Annotated in this window: 14 protein-coding genes; 7 read left to right on the forward strand and 7 right to left on the reverse strand. The window is 64.6% G+C overall.

Annotated features, from left to right (window positions below; genetic code table 11):
- Positions 1-185: 185 nt before the first annotated feature.
- Positions 186-974: an IclR family transcriptional regulator gene (locus OKW29_RS10440; RefSeq protein WP_184036620.1), complete on the reverse strand. Its 789-nt coding sequence runs from the start codon at positions 972-974 to the stop codon at positions 186-188.
- A 141-nt stretch (positions 975-1,115) separates the two neighbouring features.
- On the opposite strand from OKW29_RS10440, the gene OKW29_RS10445 reads away from it, so the two are divergent.
- The 5 genes from OKW29_RS10445 (at position 1,116) to OKW29_RS10465 (ending at position 6,821) form a co-directional block, all read left to right on the forward strand.
- Positions 1,116-2,390, forward strand: a complete 1,275-nt coding sequence (locus tag OKW29_RS10445; protein WP_429292480.1) for a Rieske 2Fe-2S domain-containing protein — start codon at positions 1,116-1,118, stop codon at positions 2,388-2,390.
- A gap of 105 nt (positions 2,391-2,495) precedes the next feature.
- Entirely contained in the window at positions 2,496-3,278 is a 783-nt protein-coding gene (locus OKW29_RS10450; protein WP_429290997.1) for an SDR family NAD(P)-dependent oxidoreductase, read from the forward strand.
- A gap of 14 nt (positions 3,279-3,292) precedes the next feature.
- On the forward strand, positions 3,293-4,255 hold the full coding sequence (locus OKW29_RS10455) for a PDR/VanB family oxidoreductase (protein WP_429290998.1): 963 nt from the start codon (positions 3,293-3,295) through the stop codon (positions 4,253-4,255).
- 92 nt (positions 4,256-4,347) lie between these two features.
- On the forward strand, positions 4,348-5,607 hold the full coding sequence (locus OKW29_RS10460) for an MFS transporter (RefSeq protein WP_429290999.1): 1,260 nt from the start codon (positions 4,348-4,350) through the stop codon (positions 5,605-5,607).
- A 107-nt stretch (positions 5,608-5,714) separates the two neighbouring features.
- Entirely contained in the window at positions 5,715-6,821 is a 1,107-nt protein-coding gene (locus OKW29_RS10465) for a porin (protein ID WP_429291000.1), read from the forward strand.
- 36 nt (positions 6,822-6,857) lie between these two features.
- Here the strand turns inward: OKW29_RS10465 and OKW29_RS10470 are convergent, their stop codons facing one another.
- The 4 genes from OKW29_RS10470 to OKW29_RS10485 form a co-directional block, all read right to left on the reverse strand.
- A complete protein-coding gene (locus tag OKW29_RS10470; RefSeq protein WP_429291001.1) occupies positions 6,858-9,455 on the reverse strand; it encodes an ATP-binding response regulator in 2,598 nt (865 codons plus the stop codon).
- 16 nt (positions 9,456-9,471) lie between these two features.
- On the reverse strand, positions 9,472-10,704 hold the full coding sequence (locus tag OKW29_RS10475; RefSeq protein ID WP_429291002.1) for a hypothetical protein: 1,233 nt from the start codon (positions 10,702-10,704) through the stop codon (positions 9,472-9,474).
- Positions 10,705-11,002: 298 nt separating this feature from the next.
- Positions 11,003-12,244, reverse strand: coding sequence for a phospholipase A (locus OKW29_RS10480; protein WP_429291003.1), 1,242 nt, complete (start codon positions 12,242-12,244; stop codon positions 11,003-11,005).
- A gap of 790 nt (positions 12,245-13,034) precedes the next feature.
- On the reverse strand, positions 13,035-15,038 hold the full coding sequence (locus OKW29_RS10485) for a VTT domain-containing protein (protein WP_429291004.1): 2,004 nt from the start codon (positions 15,036-15,038) through the stop codon (positions 13,035-13,037).
- Positions 15,039-15,189: 151 nt separating this feature from the next.
- On the opposite strand from OKW29_RS10485, the gene OKW29_RS10490 reads away from it, so the two are divergent.
- Positions 15,190-15,573: a hypothetical protein gene (locus OKW29_RS10490; protein WP_429291005.1), complete on the forward strand. Its 384-nt coding sequence runs from the start codon at positions 15,190-15,192 to the stop codon at positions 15,571-15,573.
- Positions 15,574-15,620: 47 nt separating this feature from the next.
- On the forward strand, positions 15,621-16,097 hold the full coding sequence (locus OKW29_RS10495) for an OsmC family protein (protein ID WP_429291006.1): 477 nt from the start codon (positions 15,621-15,623) through the stop codon (positions 16,095-16,097).
- Between the two features lie 70 nt (positions 16,098-16,167).
- On the opposite strand, the gene OKW29_RS10500 is transcribed toward OKW29_RS10495, so the two are convergent.
- The gene (locus tag OKW29_RS10500; protein ID WP_013091435.1) at positions 16,168-16,401 is read right to left on the reverse strand and encodes a hypothetical protein; all 234 of its coding nucleotides are present in this window, start codon (positions 16,399-16,401) and stop codon (positions 16,168-16,170) included.
- An 86-nt stretch (positions 16,402-16,487) separates the two neighbouring features.
- On the reverse strand, positions 16,488-16,958 hold the full coding sequence (locus OKW29_RS10505; RefSeq protein ID WP_184071377.1) for an Lrp/AsnC family transcriptional regulator: 471 nt from the start codon (positions 16,956-16,958) through the stop codon (positions 16,488-16,490).
- Positions 16,959-17,092 lie beyond the last annotated feature (134 nt).

Genomic DNA, 17,092 nt, shown 5'->3' on the forward strand with positions numbered 1-17,092 from the left:
CGGCAATGGCTATGCCGAACATAATGCCGTCCGGTCCCTGGCGCACGGCGCTCGCGGGGCGCGTGATAGACGCACAGCCAGAGGCGTGAGGTTTCGGCTTCAGCCCTGAATCAGCGAGGGCCCGAGCAAAGCGTCGACCTTTCTGACGACGCTCCCGGCGTTGGCCAGCGCCTTTGAGGCCGATTTCACCGACGTGCCGTACCCGGCGGCCGTCCAGTTTCCCCTTGATGCCCAAGCGCACGCGACAGATTGCCCACCTCGCGCTTGAGCAACTCCGCGAACTGCGCGACGCGCTCATCGGTTACGCGCACGCTCGGCCCGAAGATGCACACCGAACCTGCCACCTGGTTCGCGCCGTTGAAGAACGGCGCGGCTACCGCGACTGCGCCGGCGATCAGCTCGTGATGGCTGGTGCCGAAGCCTCGTGCGCGGACCGCGTCGAGATCGGCGGCTAGCGCCGCGACGTCCTGATCCGGATCGGTCAGATAGCGCCGCAGATCGTCCTTCGACAGCGGCATCTGCGAAAGAATCGTGCGGCCGCTCGCGCCGAGCACGAGCTTCTCGCGATAGCCGACCCCGCGCCGGAAACTCAGCGGCTGCGGACTTTCCAGTTCGGCCACGCAGATCCGGTACGTCCCCTCCGGCACGAACAACGCGACCGTCTCCGATGTCGCTTCCCAAAGCTCACGCAGCATCGGCTGCGCGAGCTGCGCGATCGTATTGTTCGCCATCCACGCGTGCGCGAGTTGCGCGACCGAACTGCCGAGCCTGAAGCGTTGCGGCTCGCCCGACGAGGCGAGAAAGCCGTTCTGTTCGAGCGTATTCAGCAGGCGGTACAGCGTCGGTCGGCTCAGGTCCACGCGGGTCAGCAGCTCCGCGACGGTCAATTCTTTGTCCCCGGGTCGGTACGCCAGAAGAATTTCTAGCGCCCGTTCGACTGCCCGCACATTTTCGTGCGGCTTTTTTTCTTCCATTTGAAATTTCCTTTCTGCAGCGGTCCGCGTCGATTGCACATTGTAGTGAAAGTCCCTAGCCGCAAGAACTTGACGTCGATCAATCTGTCCGTACAATGAGACGACATTCTCACACAACGGACAACCGGATTCGGAGGAATGATGGACAAGAACATGTCGGAAACTCTGGTTCGCACTGGCCCAGGCACGGCGATGGGCGATCTGATGCGCCGCTACTGGGTGCCGGCGCTCCTCGCCAGCGAAATCGCAGAGCCTGATTGCCCGCCGGTGCGCGTGCAGATCCTCGGCGAAAAGCTGCTCGCGTTTCGCGATTCCGACGGCCAGCCGGCGCTGATCGACGAGTTCTGCTCGCACCGTGGCGTGTCGCTGTACTTCGGCCGCAATGAAGAGAACGGCATCCGCTGCTCGTATCACGGTCTGAAATTCGACCGCAACGGCAACTGCGTGGAAGTGCCGTCCGCGCCGCAGGCGTGCAAGCACATGGGCATCACCGCGTATCCGTGCATCGAACGCGCGGGCATCGTGTGGGCGTACATGGGGCCGAAGGACCGCCGGCCGGCGCCGCCGGATCTCGAGTGGTGCAATCTGCCGGAGAGTCACGTGTTCGTCTCGAAGCGGCTGCAGGAATCGAACTACCTGCAGGCGATGGAAGGCGGCATCGACACGAGTCACGTGTCGTATGTACACCGCTACGAAGTCGACGAGGACCCGATGCATCAGGGCACGAAGGCACTCGACTACATCAAGGCGGACGGCAACGTGATCTTCGAGATCGAGAAGCAGCCGTTCGGCCTCACGCTGTTCGGCCGCCGCAACGGCGAGCCGGATTCGTACTACTGGCGCGTCACGCAGTGGCTGTTCCCGTGGTACACGCTGATCCCGCCGTTCGGCGATCACTCGCTCGCGGGACACGTATGGGTGCCGATCGACGATCACACCTGCTGGGCGTGGAGCATCAACTTCCGCCCGGACCGTCCGCTCGACGAGCAGGAACTGGCCGACCTGAACGCCGGCAAGGGCATTCATTGTGAGTACGAGGAGGGTGGCACGTTCCGGCCAAAAGCGAACAAGGACAACGACTACCTGATCGACCGCCAGGCTCAGAAGGAAAAGCGCGCGTACTCGGGCGTGTTCGGCTTCGCGATGCAGGACGCGTCGCTGCAGGAAAGCATGGGGCCGATCCAGGATCACAGCAAGGAAAAGCTGCTGCCGACCGACCGCGCGATCGTGATGGCGCGCCGCATGATGTACGAGGCGGCAACGGCGCTGGTGCCCGACACCGATCCGCCCGCGATCGACGCCGACCAGCAGCGCGTACGTGCTGCCGGCGTGCTGCTGCCGCGCGATCAGAAGCCGCAGGAATGGGCGGTGATCCATCTGCACGACGGCAAGGACCAGCCGATCTACTCGATCTGATGCACCGCGGAGCCGGACTTCGGTCCGGCTGCGCGTGTCGTCGTCTGGTCCGACTGGACCTTCTGCCCATTCCGCAAAAGGAGGCCGGCTGCGCGCCGGCATGCAATGCAGCAACGTAAAAGACTCGAGGACAAGGTCGCGCTGATCACCGGCGGCGGAGGCGGCATCGGTGCCGCGACTGCGCGCGTGTTCTGCGCGGAGGGCGCCGCGGTGGTGCTGGTCGATGCGAACCCGCAGACGCTCACGCGTGTCGCCGACGAACTGAAGGCGGCTGATCCGTCCGCGCGTGTCGAGACGTTCGCGGCCGACGTGTCGCACGACGCCGATGCGGTGCGCGCGGCGCAACTCGCCGCCGATTCGTTCGGCCGGCTCGACGTGCTGGTGAACAACGCGGCGATGCGCAACTACAGCGCGCTCGCCGACGCGACGCCGGCCGAGTGGCAGGCGATGGTGTCCGTCAATCTGGTCGGCACATCCAACTATTGCAGGGCAGCGCTGCCGTTCCTGCGTCGCGCGGGCCGCGCGAGCATCGTCAACGTGTCGTCGTGCTACGCGGTGACCGGCCGCAAGGGCATGGGCCTGTACGACGCGACCAAAGCCGGCATGCTCGCAATGACCCGCACACTCGCGTTCGAGGAGACCGCGAACGGCGTGCGTGTGAACGCGGTGTGCCCGGGTTCGACGCTGACCGAATTCCACATGAACCGGGCCATTGCATCGGGCAAAAGCGTCGAAGTGCTGAAGACGCAACGCCAGGACACGTCGTTGATCGGCCGTTGGGCGTCGCCCGAAGAGATCGCATGGCCGATCCTGTGGTTCGCGAGCGACGAGGCTTCGTACATAACCGGCACGACGCTGATGGTCGACGGCGGCCTGTCGGCGATGTGAGCGGAGGAGGTGGCATGAACATGACCGATTCCACGCTGATGGTGCGTGTCGCCGCACGACGCGACGAAGCCGACGGGATTGCCGGCTTCGAGTTCGTCGACATCGACGGCCGCGACCTGCCGCCGTTCGAGGCGGGCGCGCACATCGACGTCTACGTGCCCGGTGGGCCGGTGCGGCAGTACTCGCTGTGCAACGCGTCTCGCGAGCGTCACCGGTATCAGATCGCAGTGTTGCGCACCGCCGGTTCGCGCGGCGGATCGCAGCGCATGCACGACGCGGTGAACGAAGGCGACGCGATTCGCATCGGCGTGCCACGCAATCACTTTCCGCTCGCCCGGCATGACGCGAAGCCGCTATTGCTCGCGGGCGGCATTGGCGTGACGCCGATTCTCTGCATGGCGGAGCAGCTGGCGGCACTGGGCGCGGCGTTCGAAATGCATTACTGCGCGCGCTCGAAGAGCCGTGCGGCGTTCGTCGAGCGAATCGCCGCGTCGTCGTGGGCGGACAACGTGCAATACCACTTCGACGACGCGCACGGCATGCTCGATCTGAATGCACTGCTGGCGGACGGCGGCGCGGACCGGCATCTATATGTGTGCGGTCCGCAGGGCTTCATGAACGCGGTGCTCGACACGGCCCGCTCGCTCGGCTGGAGTGACGATCGTCTGCATTACGAATACTTCGCGGCGGCGCAGCCGTCGGGTGATGGCGCGTCGTTCGACGTGCGGCTCGCGCGCTCGGACCGCGTCGTGTCGATTGCGGCCGATTGCACGGTCACCCAGGCGCTCGCGGCGGCGGGCGTCGACGTGCCGGTGTCGTGCGAGCAGGGCATTTGCGGCACCTGCGTCACGCGGGTGCTCGAAGGCGAACCTGACCATCGCGACCTGTTCCTGTCGCCAGAAGAGCAGGCCCGCAACGATCAGTTCCTGCCGTGCTGTTCACGCGCGAAGTCGAGGGTGCTCGTGCTCGATCTGTAACCGTAATCGCCGGCCCGGCCGCCAGGCGCGGTCGGCGCCATCCATCAGAAAGAAAACGGGCGGCCGCCGGCACGCCCGGCATCGGAGGAGTCATGGAGAAGAATCTGGCGTCGTCGGAGGGTATGCCCGCGAGCGTCTGGACCGGGAACGATGCGAGGGCGGCGAGTAGCGCCGACACGAGCCCGTATCGCTGGGTCGCGCTGTTCATCGTCTGGGCCGCGTTTCTGCTCAGCTATGTGGTCCGCGTCGCGTGGAGTACGGTGGCCGCGCCGGTCGGCGCGTCGCTCGGCATTGGCGTGTCGATGCTCGGTGCGTTCGTGACCGCGTTTTACGCGGGCTATGTGCTTGCGAACGTGGTTGGCGGCATGCTGACCGATCTGCTCGGCGGTCGCGCGATGCTCACGCTTGCGCTGCTGCCGCTCGGCGTGCTCACGTTCACGTTCGGCTATACGCATTCGCTCGCATTCGGCATCGTGATTCAGGCCGCGATGGGTTTCGCGGCGGGCGCCGACTACTCGGCCGGCATGAAGATCATTCCCGCATGGTTCACGCGCGACCGTGGCCGCGCAATGGGCCTCTACACGACCGCGACGTCGCTCGCCGTCGTGATCGCGAATGCGGTCGTGCCGTCGTTCTCCGCGCGGCACGGCTGGTCGAACGCATTCCATATGCTCGGCATCGTCACGTTCGCGTGGGGCATCGTCACGTTGCTGCTGCTGAAGAACCGGCCTTCGAACGAAGCGAAGCCCGCGCGCAACAGCCTCCAGGAAATGCTCGGCCTGTTGCGCAACCGTAACCTGATCGCGCTGTCGATCGCGGGATGCGGCGGGTTGTGGGCGACCGTCGGCTTCGGTGCATGGGGCAACGCACTGATGACGCGCCAATACGGTATTGCGCCGATCGTCGCCGGATCGATCGTCGCCTCGTTCGGCATTGGCGCGGTGATCGCGAAGCCGACGCTCGGCTGGATCTCCGACCTGCCTGGTGTGTCGCGGCGGATGATGTCGATCGGCTGCCTGATCGCCTTCGCGATCGCGCTGCTGGTGTTCGGCTACTGCTCGACGGTGCATCAGTTCTATCTGGTCGCGCCGATTCTCGGTGCGTTCTCGTTCGGCTATCTGCCGGTGCTGATGGCTCAGGTCAGCGACGCATCGGGCAAGCGTCTCGCGGGCGCGAGCGCCGGCTGGACCAATGCTATCTGGCAGTCCGGCAGCGCGGTGTCGCCGATGGTGGTCGGCTCGCTGTATGGCGCGAGCCATTCGTTCATGCTCGCGCTCCTCACACTCGCGATCGGACCCGCTATCGCGGTCATCGCGATGTTCTTCGTCAACCCGCACATCGCACGCGAATGACCGATTCTCCGGTAGCCGACGCGGCCCCGCGCCGGCTACCGCGACGACAGAGGTCGGACGATAACTGATCCGCATCACAAAACAACTCACTTTCCAGCAGGAGACACATGGTGAAGCACAACCCTCTCGCCAGGCCGTCGAAGGTCCTTTTTGCATGTGGTATTGGTATCGGCATCAGCGGCGCGGCGCATGCGCAGTCGTCGGTCACGCTCTATGGCATCGTCGACTCGGGGGTGACCTACGTGACTCACGCTGTCACGTCGCAGGGATCGTCGGGCACGCAGGTCGCTCTCGGCACCGGCAACCGGCTGAATTCGCGTTGGGGTTTCACGGGCAGGGAAGATCTCGGCGGCGGACTGCGGGCGATTTTCACGCTCGAATCGGGCATGTCGATGAATACCGGTGCCCTGCAGCAAGGAGGGCGGCTATTCGGCCGGCAGGCGTTCGTCGGACTCGAATCGGACCGCTACGGCGCGATGATGCTCGGCCGGCAGATGACGCCGATGTATCGCTACTTCCTCGCGCTCGACCCGCTCGGTTATTCGAGTTACGGCCTTTCCGCGCAGGACGCGCAGTTCGTCGGTCGCGCGGATAACGCGGTGTCGTATCTTGGCCATGTGGGACCATTCGAGCTGAATGCGCTCTACAGCCTCGGCTATGACGCAGTCACCTACAACGTGCCGGTGGCGGGCTCGTTCCGCGTTGGCAAGCAGTACGACATCGGCGGACGCTATGTGCAGGGGCCGCTGAATCTGACGTTCGTGTACGAGCAGCGGCAAGGCTCGGCCATCGCGTCATCGGGCGACAGCGAGCGCCGCTACGTGGCCGGCGGTTCGTATCAGATCGGCAAGGCGACGCTGTACGGCGGCTACGAATTGCTGCTGAACGACGTCCGGTCGACGCTCGCGGCATCGCCGCCGCAGTCGATGGCGTTCGCGGGCGTGCGCTACAGGGTGGCGCCGGCGCTGGACCTCGCAGCCGCGACTTACTACCACGCGTATCGCCAGGTCGACGCGCACGCATTGAGCACCGGTGTCAACGCGGACTACTGGCTGTCGAAGCGCACGGCGCTGTACACCGACATCACGTATGTGATCAACAGCTCGAAGGCCGCGCTGAGTGCGACGGGGTGGGCGACTTCGGTCGCGACGACGACCGTGAAGACCGGCGCGAACCAGCTCGCTGTTGCGGTCGGCGTGCTGCACAAGTTCTGACTTCACGCTGCAAAGAGGGCGACCGAGGCCGCCCTCTCAATCGCTCAGTGCGTCGCGATGATCGCGCCGGCCTTTCGCCGACGCGTAATACCGCTGCAAGGCGTCGGTCGAGCGCGCGCTCAACGCGCGGATCTGGGCGTGCCAGTCGGTTTCCACTGGCCACTCACCGGCGATCACGCTTGGATAGATCTGCCGCGCGTAGCGATGCAGTGCCTTCGCGCCGATGTTGCCGCTGACGCCAAGCAACGCATGCAAGCTCGCGTGCGTCGCCTTGATATCGACGGCCGCGCTGTTGCCTGCGAGGCGCACGACGAGCGAGCGAATCTGTTCGATGCCGTTCAGGAACGATTCGTCAAGCAGATCGAGCGAGACCAGTTCCTTGAGGTGCGCTTCGTCGAGCAGGCTTTCTTCAGCGATGGTGGCGGCCGCGGGCGCGTTCGCAGTGGGGGGCAATGCCACCGGCGTCGCCGCAAAATCCGTTTGCGCGGCTCCGCCCGCGGTTTCCGTGATTCGTTGCGGAGCGTCCGCAACCAGCGCGCCGGGTGTGCCGAACTGCCGCGCGAGACATGCGTACAGCGAGCCGGCCTGCACCGGCTTGATCAACACCTCGTTGATCCCGGCGGCAACGCAGGCCTGCACCGCTTCGGCATCGGTGTGACTGGTCAGCGCAATGATAGGCAGCGTCGCGTAGGCATCGGTGCGCGCGCGAATCGACTTCGTCGTCTCGATGCCGTTCATGCCCGGCATGTTCACGTCCATCAGGATCGCGTCGATGAAGCCGTCTTCGTGCAGTTTGGTCAGCACCGCCTGACCGTGGTCGGCCTCGACGACGCTCGCGCCGCAGCGCTCCAGATACGCCTTCGCGACAAGCCGGCTGTAGGTGTCGTCGTCGGCGATCACAAAGGTTCTGCCGGCGAAGACATCGGGCAGTTCGCCCGGCTGACGATGCGCACCGTTGTCGAAGAGGGTCTGCAACGCGGTGAGCAGCTCCTGCACACTCGACGTCTTGCTGATGATCTCGTCCATGCCGGCGCGCCGCGCGCGCAGTCGCACCGCGATGCCCGGTTCGGCGGTATAGGCGGCGATCAGCACGTTGCGGTTCGGGCAGTCTCTGTCGGCGCGGAGGCGCTCGGTCGTCGTGTAGCCGTCCATCGCGGGCATGCTGATGTCCATCAACACGAGGTCGTAGAGCGGCGCGCGCCGCAACGTGGCGAGCGCAAGCTCGCCGCCCGACGCCTCGCTGACATAGGCGCCGGCCTTTGTCAGCACGCGGCGGGTGCGGGCGCGCAGCGTGTCGTCGTCGTCGACGACGAGCACGCGCTTGCCCTTGAACGCCGGCATCGCCCGTTCGAACAGGCGCCGCTCGTGCTCCTCGACCTCGTCGGCCGCTACCGGTGGAAAGCGCAGCGTGAACGCGGTGAACTTGCCGAGTCCCGATTCGCAGTCGATGCTGCCGCCGAACGCGCGCATCGCGCGCTGGCAGTACGCGAGCCCGAGCCCGGTGCCGCCCGAGTTGCCGGCCGTGCGAAACGGCTCGAACAGATGCTGCAGGATCTCCGGCGCGATGCCGGGGCCGGTGTCGCGTACGATCACCGAGTCGCGGTCGACGGTCAATGTGAGCGTCGCCTGCGGATACGCGACGATGTGATGCAGCGCGTTCTTGATCAGGTTGAACAACGTGAACAGATAGACCGTCTCGTCGACCTTGAACACGAAGTCGCGCCTGACGACGACGCTCACCTTCGCGCGTTCCTTGTCGTTGTCGAAGCCGTATTCGGCGAGCGCCTTGCGCGTGGTCGCGCCAGCATGGAGGTAGCTGAGACTATCCGGGCGGATCGATTTCGCGGCGACTTCGTCAAGCGTCATCGCGATGATGCGCAGGCCGCGCTCGATCGACAATTGCCCCTGCGCGAGGTGGTTGTACATCAGCGAGGCCGTGCCGTCGGTCAGCGTCGGCGCCGCGCCCGCTTCGGTCGCCGCGGGCAGCGCTTCCTCGACGCGGTCGAGCACGTGCCGCAACTGGCTCAGCGGATTGCGCATCTCGTGCGCGATGGAACCCGCGAGCGCCTGCAACGCGCGGTTCTTTTCGACGAAGATGCGTCCCTTGCTGATCGCATGACTGAACGCCATGCTGCACAGCACGACCACCGGCAGCAACGCGAGATTGGACTTGTCCTGCGCGCTGAGAACGACCGGCGTCGGCGCGCTCAACACGCCGGCGAGCCCGCCGGAAAACACGCCAATACCGATGCAGGTTATCAGCAGCAGGGGGTTGTCGATACACAGCGCCAGAATGAAGATCATCATGACCTCGGTCATCATCCACATCGTGGAGAAACCGTTTCTGACGGTCAGGAACGTGCAGACGAACGGCAGCACGTAAATCAGACAGCAATGCCAGTAGATCAGCAGCGCGGGGTTGTAGCGCCTCGGCCAGCGCGCCTGGAACAGCAGGGGAACGCAGACGGCCGCCGCGCTGAGCCGCAGCAGCAGGTTGTCGTAAGGCTGCGGAAGGATGTAGGTCCAGACGACGTAATAGATGGGGTGACACAGGAGGCCGAGTGCGCCTCCCCATCGAATTGCGAACCTGCTTCGTTCCAGCATATCCCGCATGCTTTCGCGCGGTATCGCCATCAGGCCTCCGAGTTCATCAGGAACCCATCATTTCATGCGTATTGAATTGCTGTGATTCGACGCCTTCGGCGAGCGAATCGCCGTTCTTGCCGTGAAACGGTCCGACCGAAAAGCCATACTTCTTCAGGAGACCATGAGTATAAGAGACCGACCACACGGGCGGGCTGCCAATGATGAAATCGGAGGCGATACCTTCCTGCCATGCCGAATAGCCTTCGGCGAAGCAGGTATAGCAGTCGCGGGTGGATGGCAGCCTGAACGGGAACGCGGTGTCGAGTCCGGCGGGCCCGCGCGCGAAGCATTCAATATAGAGCGTATGACCGCGAGAAGCGAGTTCCGCTTCGACGCTTGCCGCGCGCGGATGCGAGTCGTCGATCCAGAATTGCGCGCGTTTGAGATCGGCCGCGCTCAGGTAAGGCACGCTCGTGCTGCTCGCGAGAATCGCGCCGTCGAAGTCCGGCAGCGGCGTGTCCGGACTGAACGTATGCACCGATACTTTCGATTTTCCGAGCAGGTCCGACGCGAGCAGCTCGTTCGCCTGATCGATCAGCAGGTTGATCTTGTCGGGCAGATCGATCAGCACCAGCTCCTTCGGCGCATCCTTGTAGAGCAGATACTTCGCGACCGTCGTGCCGAGCCGGCCGGCCGCGCCGAACAGCGCGAGCTTCGTGTTGCTGAGCTCGAGGTCGAGCTGTTCGCAGCAATGGATCGCCCAGTCCTTCAGCATCGCCGCGGTCGCCGCGTGGCCCGTCGTGATGTGAGGCGGCTTGACCGGCCGGGGCAGCGCGCCGTAGTTGCACGCGTAGGGCGTCGACGCGCCCATCGCGACCATGTTCAAGCCCGCCTTTCGGGCGAGCTCGAGCGCCGGAAAGAATTGCGTCTCGCGAAAGCGCTTGATGCCGCGCGGGCTGCCGAGCCACATTTCGAGCGGCACCGGGCAGGCGATATTCGCGCCGATCACCTGCGCGCCCGAATAGATCGGCGATGCGATGAAAGGCCTGGTTTTCCACAACTCCTCTTCGAACGATTCGCTTCGTTCGCGAACGTTGTGAAAAGAAAATGAAAGGGTTTCCCAATCGGTCGCGTGGAACAGAAAGCCGACTCCCCCCTGACGGGCCGGCAGGCTATCCCGGATCTGTTCCGGGTGAATTTCGTGCTTGAGCGCAAGCGGTGCACTATTCCGATGCAAAAGAAGTCCGGTTGGCTCGTTTGAAACAGGCGACACGTCTTTAAGGAGAGAGGTTTTCATTGGTATTTCCGTGGTTTTGATTAGACGCTGGAAAAAGTCAGCGCGCGGCGTGGCCAGCCGGTTGGACCGGCGACCCTTCAACTCTAGAGAAATCCACACCGATATGCCCGTCTGTTCGTGCACACAGCATTCACGAGCGGTCCATGACGGGTTGCCCGCCGGGTGGGGGTCGGCTTTGGGCAAACTCTTGAAAGGATTCCGGCAGAACTTTCGATGTATTACGGCGCGTCGTGGGCCGTCATCGAATGGAAAAGGTCCGCTCGGCGGCCCTTTGCTTGCATGCCAGGCGAATTCCGGATTAGCGTGTGATGCTATAGCCGATTCGCGCGATCCAGCGATGCTGGTTGTAGTCGAGAAGGTCCTCGCCATAACCGCTGAAGAAGCCGAGCCACAGATAACCGCCCCAGCGGCTATTGATCAGCTTCGCCAATGGATAGGTGAACTGCGTATCGACGCTGCCTTTGCCGCCTTGCGTTCCTTTGCGTAGCGTCGTGTCCAATTGCGCGCCGTCGGGGCTGCCGTAGATGAACCGCAGGTCCACATAGCCGCGGTAGTCGGCGATGTCATGGTTCTCGCCGGCGATGTGCGTATAGTAATAAATCTTCGGCTGGATGGTCAGATGGTAGCTGTGGATGTCGCCGAAATCCCAGATCGGCTTGAGGAACACATAGTCGACGCCGCGCGATTCCGGACCGTCGCGTCCATTCGATTCGTGTTCGTAGCCGGCCATCACGCCCATTCTGCTCCACCACGTGCTCTTCCAGCCGGTGTCTTCGAGGTAATAAAAGAGTGCCGGCATATAGCTGGTGTCGCGGAACGGCGCCGAGTACTTCTTGAGATCCCACAGCGAGGTTTGCGTATAGGCGAAGTACAGGTTGTCCGCGAAACCACGCGAGCGCGGGTCGTCCGGAACGACGAGGCGGAACTTGAAGCTGAGCTGGAATTTCGCGAGGGACTCGCTACCGCCGCCATCGGCGAAATACATCGGTTCGAAGGCGGAGAAGCGGCTCAGGAAAGTGTTGATTTGCGGCACGGGCGCATCCGGTCGTGATGGCGCGGGCGACGACGCGATCAGGCTCGTCGACGACGGTGCGCCGCTCGCGGTGCCCGCCGCCGTTGCTCCATTGGCGCTCCCGGCCGACGCGAGCGCCGCGTCCTTGCCGGAGCGCGGCGGACGCGTCAGCAGCACGTACGATGGCGACACGTCGAGATCGGGCACGTCGATCTGCATCGCGCCGCGCGCCCATTCGGGCCACGTGCCGGTATAGCGCACTGCCTTCAGTTCGCCGGCGGCGAGCTTCAGATGCTCGGGTGCGCCGCTTTCGCGCGTGAGCGCGAGCCGATGCGGTACCACGTCGGTATTGCTGATCGCGATATTCAATTGCGCCGGCACGTCGACTTCGGTGCCACCGGGTTGATCGCCGGCATAGACGATCGTCACTTCGAGTGGACTGCTCGATAGCGCTTCGCGCGGCGGACGCAATACGGAAACGCCGGCGACGCTATACGCGGAGTAACTGCCGAGCACCAGCGCAGTCATGCAAAGCGATAACCGGGGGAGAAGCCTGGAAAGCGAACTGGAAAGCGAGCTGGAAACCGAGCCGGAAAGCGGACTTGAAGATAATCGGGAAACACGCGAGCGGTGGCTGCGAACGGCGGACTGGCGGTCTTTCTTCACGCGAGACATCGATCGATTCCGCACACGAAGCTCCTGGTGGTCTACGAGTTCAGGTCGCAAAGAGACGATAGCGTTAATGCGTGCAATTGGGTAGAAAATCGCGGCCGTCGTGTTTCATTGCGGAAATGGCGACGCATGCCGGTCCCCGCTATCTGGCATTCTGCTCATTCTGCCAGTGCGATTACGGATTGCGTGAGTGGAAAAATGAATTAGGAGCGCTATCGGTGCAAATAGCGGAGGGAAGTGGGGATAATGCCGGTGTCTCGTTGCATTTGCGCAACGAGGGCTTAAATGTCAAATCGATTGTCATTCGCGACCCGGTGTATCCCCGCGTTCGCCTCAGTCATTTCCGTTATGGCAATTGCGCGTCAATTGGCGATTCGCCTTCGTGACAATTCGTTGCGCGGCCAATGCGGCGACTGAATGCTTTCTTCAATAGGCGAATTTCCGGTATTGCTCCGGCGCGCTTGCATTGTCGAGTTCGCTCACGCGCGGCATATGGCGCAGCAGGCGTTTCGCCCGTGGCGCCAATTGCTGATAGACGGCGCCGGGTACGTCGATGTGGACTTCCGAAGCGGCCCACGGTTGTCTCCTTTATCGAATCGTCGAGTTGGGGATGCCTGAGATACCTGAAGTTGCCTGGATGTGCAGCTCATTGCCTCGGCGAGACCAGCAGCGACACCGGCACGCCGTGACAATCGACCTCCGCGAGAACCGTCGCGCCGAGCTCGGCGCCCGACCTGATGGGCGCGTCGAACGGGCTCGCGTCGTGATCGATGCGCAGAATGTTCAGCGGCCAGGACGGCCGCGTCAGCCGCTCGTGCGCGAACGCGCCGACCCACAGCGGCGCCGCGGAGGTGCCGTTGTCGACCGTGTAGCCGCTCGGCCAGAAGCGAAGCACGTAGCGTTCCTCGCGCGAATTGCCCGGTCGCATGAAGACCAGCGACGACGGCACGCCATTGTTCAGCTTCGGCAGCACCGGCAGCGACACCGCCGCGACGTCGGGCGAAGCGAGCGACAGCAGGCTGTGCGCGGACACGTCGGTGCCCACGACCCAGCCCTGCGCGTGCAACTGCTCGCGTATCGAAGCGGGCCCGGAGACCCATTGCAGCGTCAGCGGCTCCTTGCGATCGCCGCCCATGTCGGAGCGAAAGCACGGCAGCCGCTTCCACCCGGAGAGCTTCCACTGCGTCTGCGTGATCTGCACGGGGGGTGGTTGCGGCGCGCCGTCCGGCGGCGTCGGCATTGCGACGCCGAGCTGCAGGCCGACACTGAGCGCTACGACCGCGAGCACCACGAGCGGCATGAAACGGCGCGGCGGCGGCGGCCGCGGATGCCGCCAGATCGCCGTCAGCGCAATCAGCGCGACCCACACACACGCGAGCGCCGCGCCGCCGATCGCGTCGGACACCCAGTAGCGGCCGAAGTAGACGCCCGCGAGTGCGACCACGATCACGACGATGATGCTGGCGGCGGCAACCAGCACGCCTCCGAGCTTGCCGATCCGGCGCGCGAGCAGAAACGCGAGAAAGCCGTAGATGATCACCGTCGCGGCGACGTGATTGCTCGGAAACACGAAGTGGCCACTCATGAGTTCGTTAGGCGGGGCGCGGCGCATCGCGAGTTGCAGGCCGAGAATCAGCAACTGCGAAAACACGACCGCCGCGAGCCAGTAGACGATCGTGCGCCAGCGCCGCTCCCACACCATCCACAGGGCAACCGTGACGACCAGCGCGAACAGTGTGATGCCGCTGCCGAGCGTCGCGAGCGCCGCGAGCACCGTGTCGCCCCACGGCGTGCGTATCGATTGCAGAAAGTGATAAACGGACAGGTCGATGGTCGTCAGCGGATCGCCGCTGACAACGTCGTCAAGGACCCCGAAGAAAAGCGCGCCGGCCACCAGCACGATCAGCGACGCCGCGAGCAGGTGGGTCGCATCGGGCGTGTCGGGGTCGAGCATGCGGCGCGCGATGCGGCCGAGCGGACCCGGATGGCGGCATGCCCAACTGCCGAGATGACGGCCTGCCGCGCTCGACCACGCATTCGCGTGCGACACCAGAAACCCCGCGCCGCGAAAGCTGAGCCACACGATGCACGCCAGCATCGCGATGATCACGACGAGCCGGAACGACACCGCCCCCGCGAGCAGCACCGACGCGCCGAACACGACGCCGGGCAGGATGTGCGCGGGCGCCCACAGCAGCGCGGAGAGCACGTTGATCGAGAGGAAGCGCAGCGGCCGCATGCCCATCATGCCCGCGACGACCGGCACGATCGCCCGCAGTGGGCCGATGAAGCGGGCGAGCACGACGCTCTTCGCGCCATGCTTCAGAAAGAAGCGCTGCCCCGCGTCGAGTACGCCGGGGTGTGCGCGGAACGGCCACAGCGTGACGATGCGCTCCCTGTAGCGATCGCCGAGCCAGAAGCTGGCGCCGTCGCCGGCGACCGCGCCGACGATCGCCCACACGAGGACCCAGGCAAGGCTCAGCGAGCCGGTGCCCGTCAGCGCGCCGGCGAGGAACATCGCGGTGCTGCCGGGGACGAAGGTGCCGATCACCGCGATCGCTTCGAAAAAAGCGGCGAGGAAAACGACCGCGAGCATCCACGTCGAGTGGCCGGCGAGCAGATGCAAAAGGTGGATGTAGGCGTGCTCCATCGTGCGCGATCGGCCGTTCGGGCGTAACGATCGATCATAACGCGCACGGACACGCCGTGGGCGCGGGCGGGAGCGGCGCCGCTGCATCGGTCGCGCGATCGGCTCAGAATAGATATCGTGCTCGGCGGATCGATGCGGTTGGAGGGTAGCTATGAAGACAGCAACAGGTGGGATCGTGTGGTCGGCGTTGCTTGCGGCGCTGTTGACGGTGGGGGCCGCTGCAACGGTAGAGGCCCAGCAACCGGGCAATCCTGGCGGCAGCCAGAACGGCACTCGTGCGGGCACGAACGCGGGCACCAGCGGGGGCAGCGGCAATGCGGCTGTCGGCGGCGCGATGGGCATCGGTACCGGCGTCAGTCCGAGTGCCATACCGGGGCCCGGCATGTCGGCGGGCGGCTCGTATGGGCTCGGCTCGGGTGGCGCGACCGGCTCGGGCGCCGCGCTCAACAACATGCGCGCGAACGGCACGGCGCTCTATATGAATCCCGACCCACGCGCGCCGAACGTGACCGGCCGCGCGGCGCCGCCGCGCTAGTGTGGCGCGGATAGAATGCAGGTCCGATCCGACCAAAGGGGAAGCGAATGGCGCACGGCGAGCACAAGTACCACGTATCGGTGAAATGGACCGGCAACCGCGGCAGCGGCACCTCCGGCTACCGCGACTACGACCGCAATCACGTGATTTCTTCCGGCGGCAAGCCCGACATTGCGGGCTCGTCGGATCCGGCGTTTCTCGGCGACGCGACGCGCTGGAATCCCGAGGACCTGCTGGTCGCGTCGGCGAGCGCGTGTCACAAGCTGTGGTATCTGCATCTGTGCTCGGAGGCGGGCATCGTCGTGCTCGACTATCGCGACGACGCCGAAGGCACGATGCTCGATACCGCGCAGGAAGGCCGCTTTTCGCAGATCGTGCTGCGCCCGCGCGTGACGATCCGCGCGAGCGGCGATATCGAGCTGGCCACGCATCTGCATCACGTCGCGCATCAGAAGTGCTACGTCGCGAACTCCGTCAATTTTCCGATTCTCTGCGAGCCGGTGGTGGAGACGGACGCGCGTTAACGCGTATGCGGCGGCGCGAAGCGTGCGAGCCGGCTGGCGAGCGGGGCGCCGGCCAGACGCTCGCTAGCGCTCAACGATTGCCGTCGAGCAGATCGCCGAGCAGTTCGTCGAACGCGGCTTGTGCATCTTCGAGTTCCTGCAGCGCGGCGTCGAAAGTCTGCAAGGCAAATTGCGAGGGTTTGCCGCTGCCTGCCGGCGGGAATTGCGATTGCAGCGACGCGAACGCGGTCTGCACCCGCTTGGTGGCGGTCAACACGCGTTCCATTGCGGCGGTTTCTTCGGCTCGCGCCTTGTCGTGATCCATGAGAACTCCGGGGTCGTCGGGTTGCGTTGGAACGGCTCGTGCCGCTTCAAAAGGGGACTAAAGGGGGGACTATGCCACGTTCGCGCTCAGGACAGCGGCAGACCGCCAAACGCTTTCACTTCGCGCAACGATAAGGCCGATTCCACCGACGTCACGCCCGGCAGGCCGCGCAGTTCGTCGCGCATGAACGTGCCGTAGTCGTCGAGGTCGCGGGCGACGATCTGCAGGATGTAGTCGGCGCTGCCCGACACGTTGTGGCACGACAGGATCCGCGGGATCGCCTGCACCTCGCGCTCGAAGCGCGTGGCCACCACGCGGTCGTGCACCGCGAAGCGCACGAGCACGAACGCGATCACGCCCAGACCGAGCCCGGCGCGCGACAGCACCGCGCGGTAGCAGTCGATGTAACCATCGTTCTCCAGACGTTTCAGACGCCGCGCGCATGGCGTCTCGCTGAGGCCGACCATCTCGGCGAGACGCGCATTCGACATGCGGCCGTCGTTTTGCAGCGCGGCGAGAATCGCGCGATCGGTTTTGTCGAGATCGTCCGTGGACATGGTCGGGAGGGGGCCGCAGGGTGGTGGAAGGTGTCGCCAGATGTCGAAATATTAGCGCATTCCGCTATTTTTTGAATGCAGAAGACTGAAAGTCGCCAGCAAACGCTCCGCATCCGATAGCAACATGGAGCCTC

The sequence above is a fragment of the Paraburkholderia sp. CI3 genome (assembly GCF_050436505.1).
GTDB lineage: Bacteria > Pseudomonadota > Gammaproteobacteria > Burkholderiales > Burkholderiaceae > Paraburkholderia > Paraburkholderia tuberum.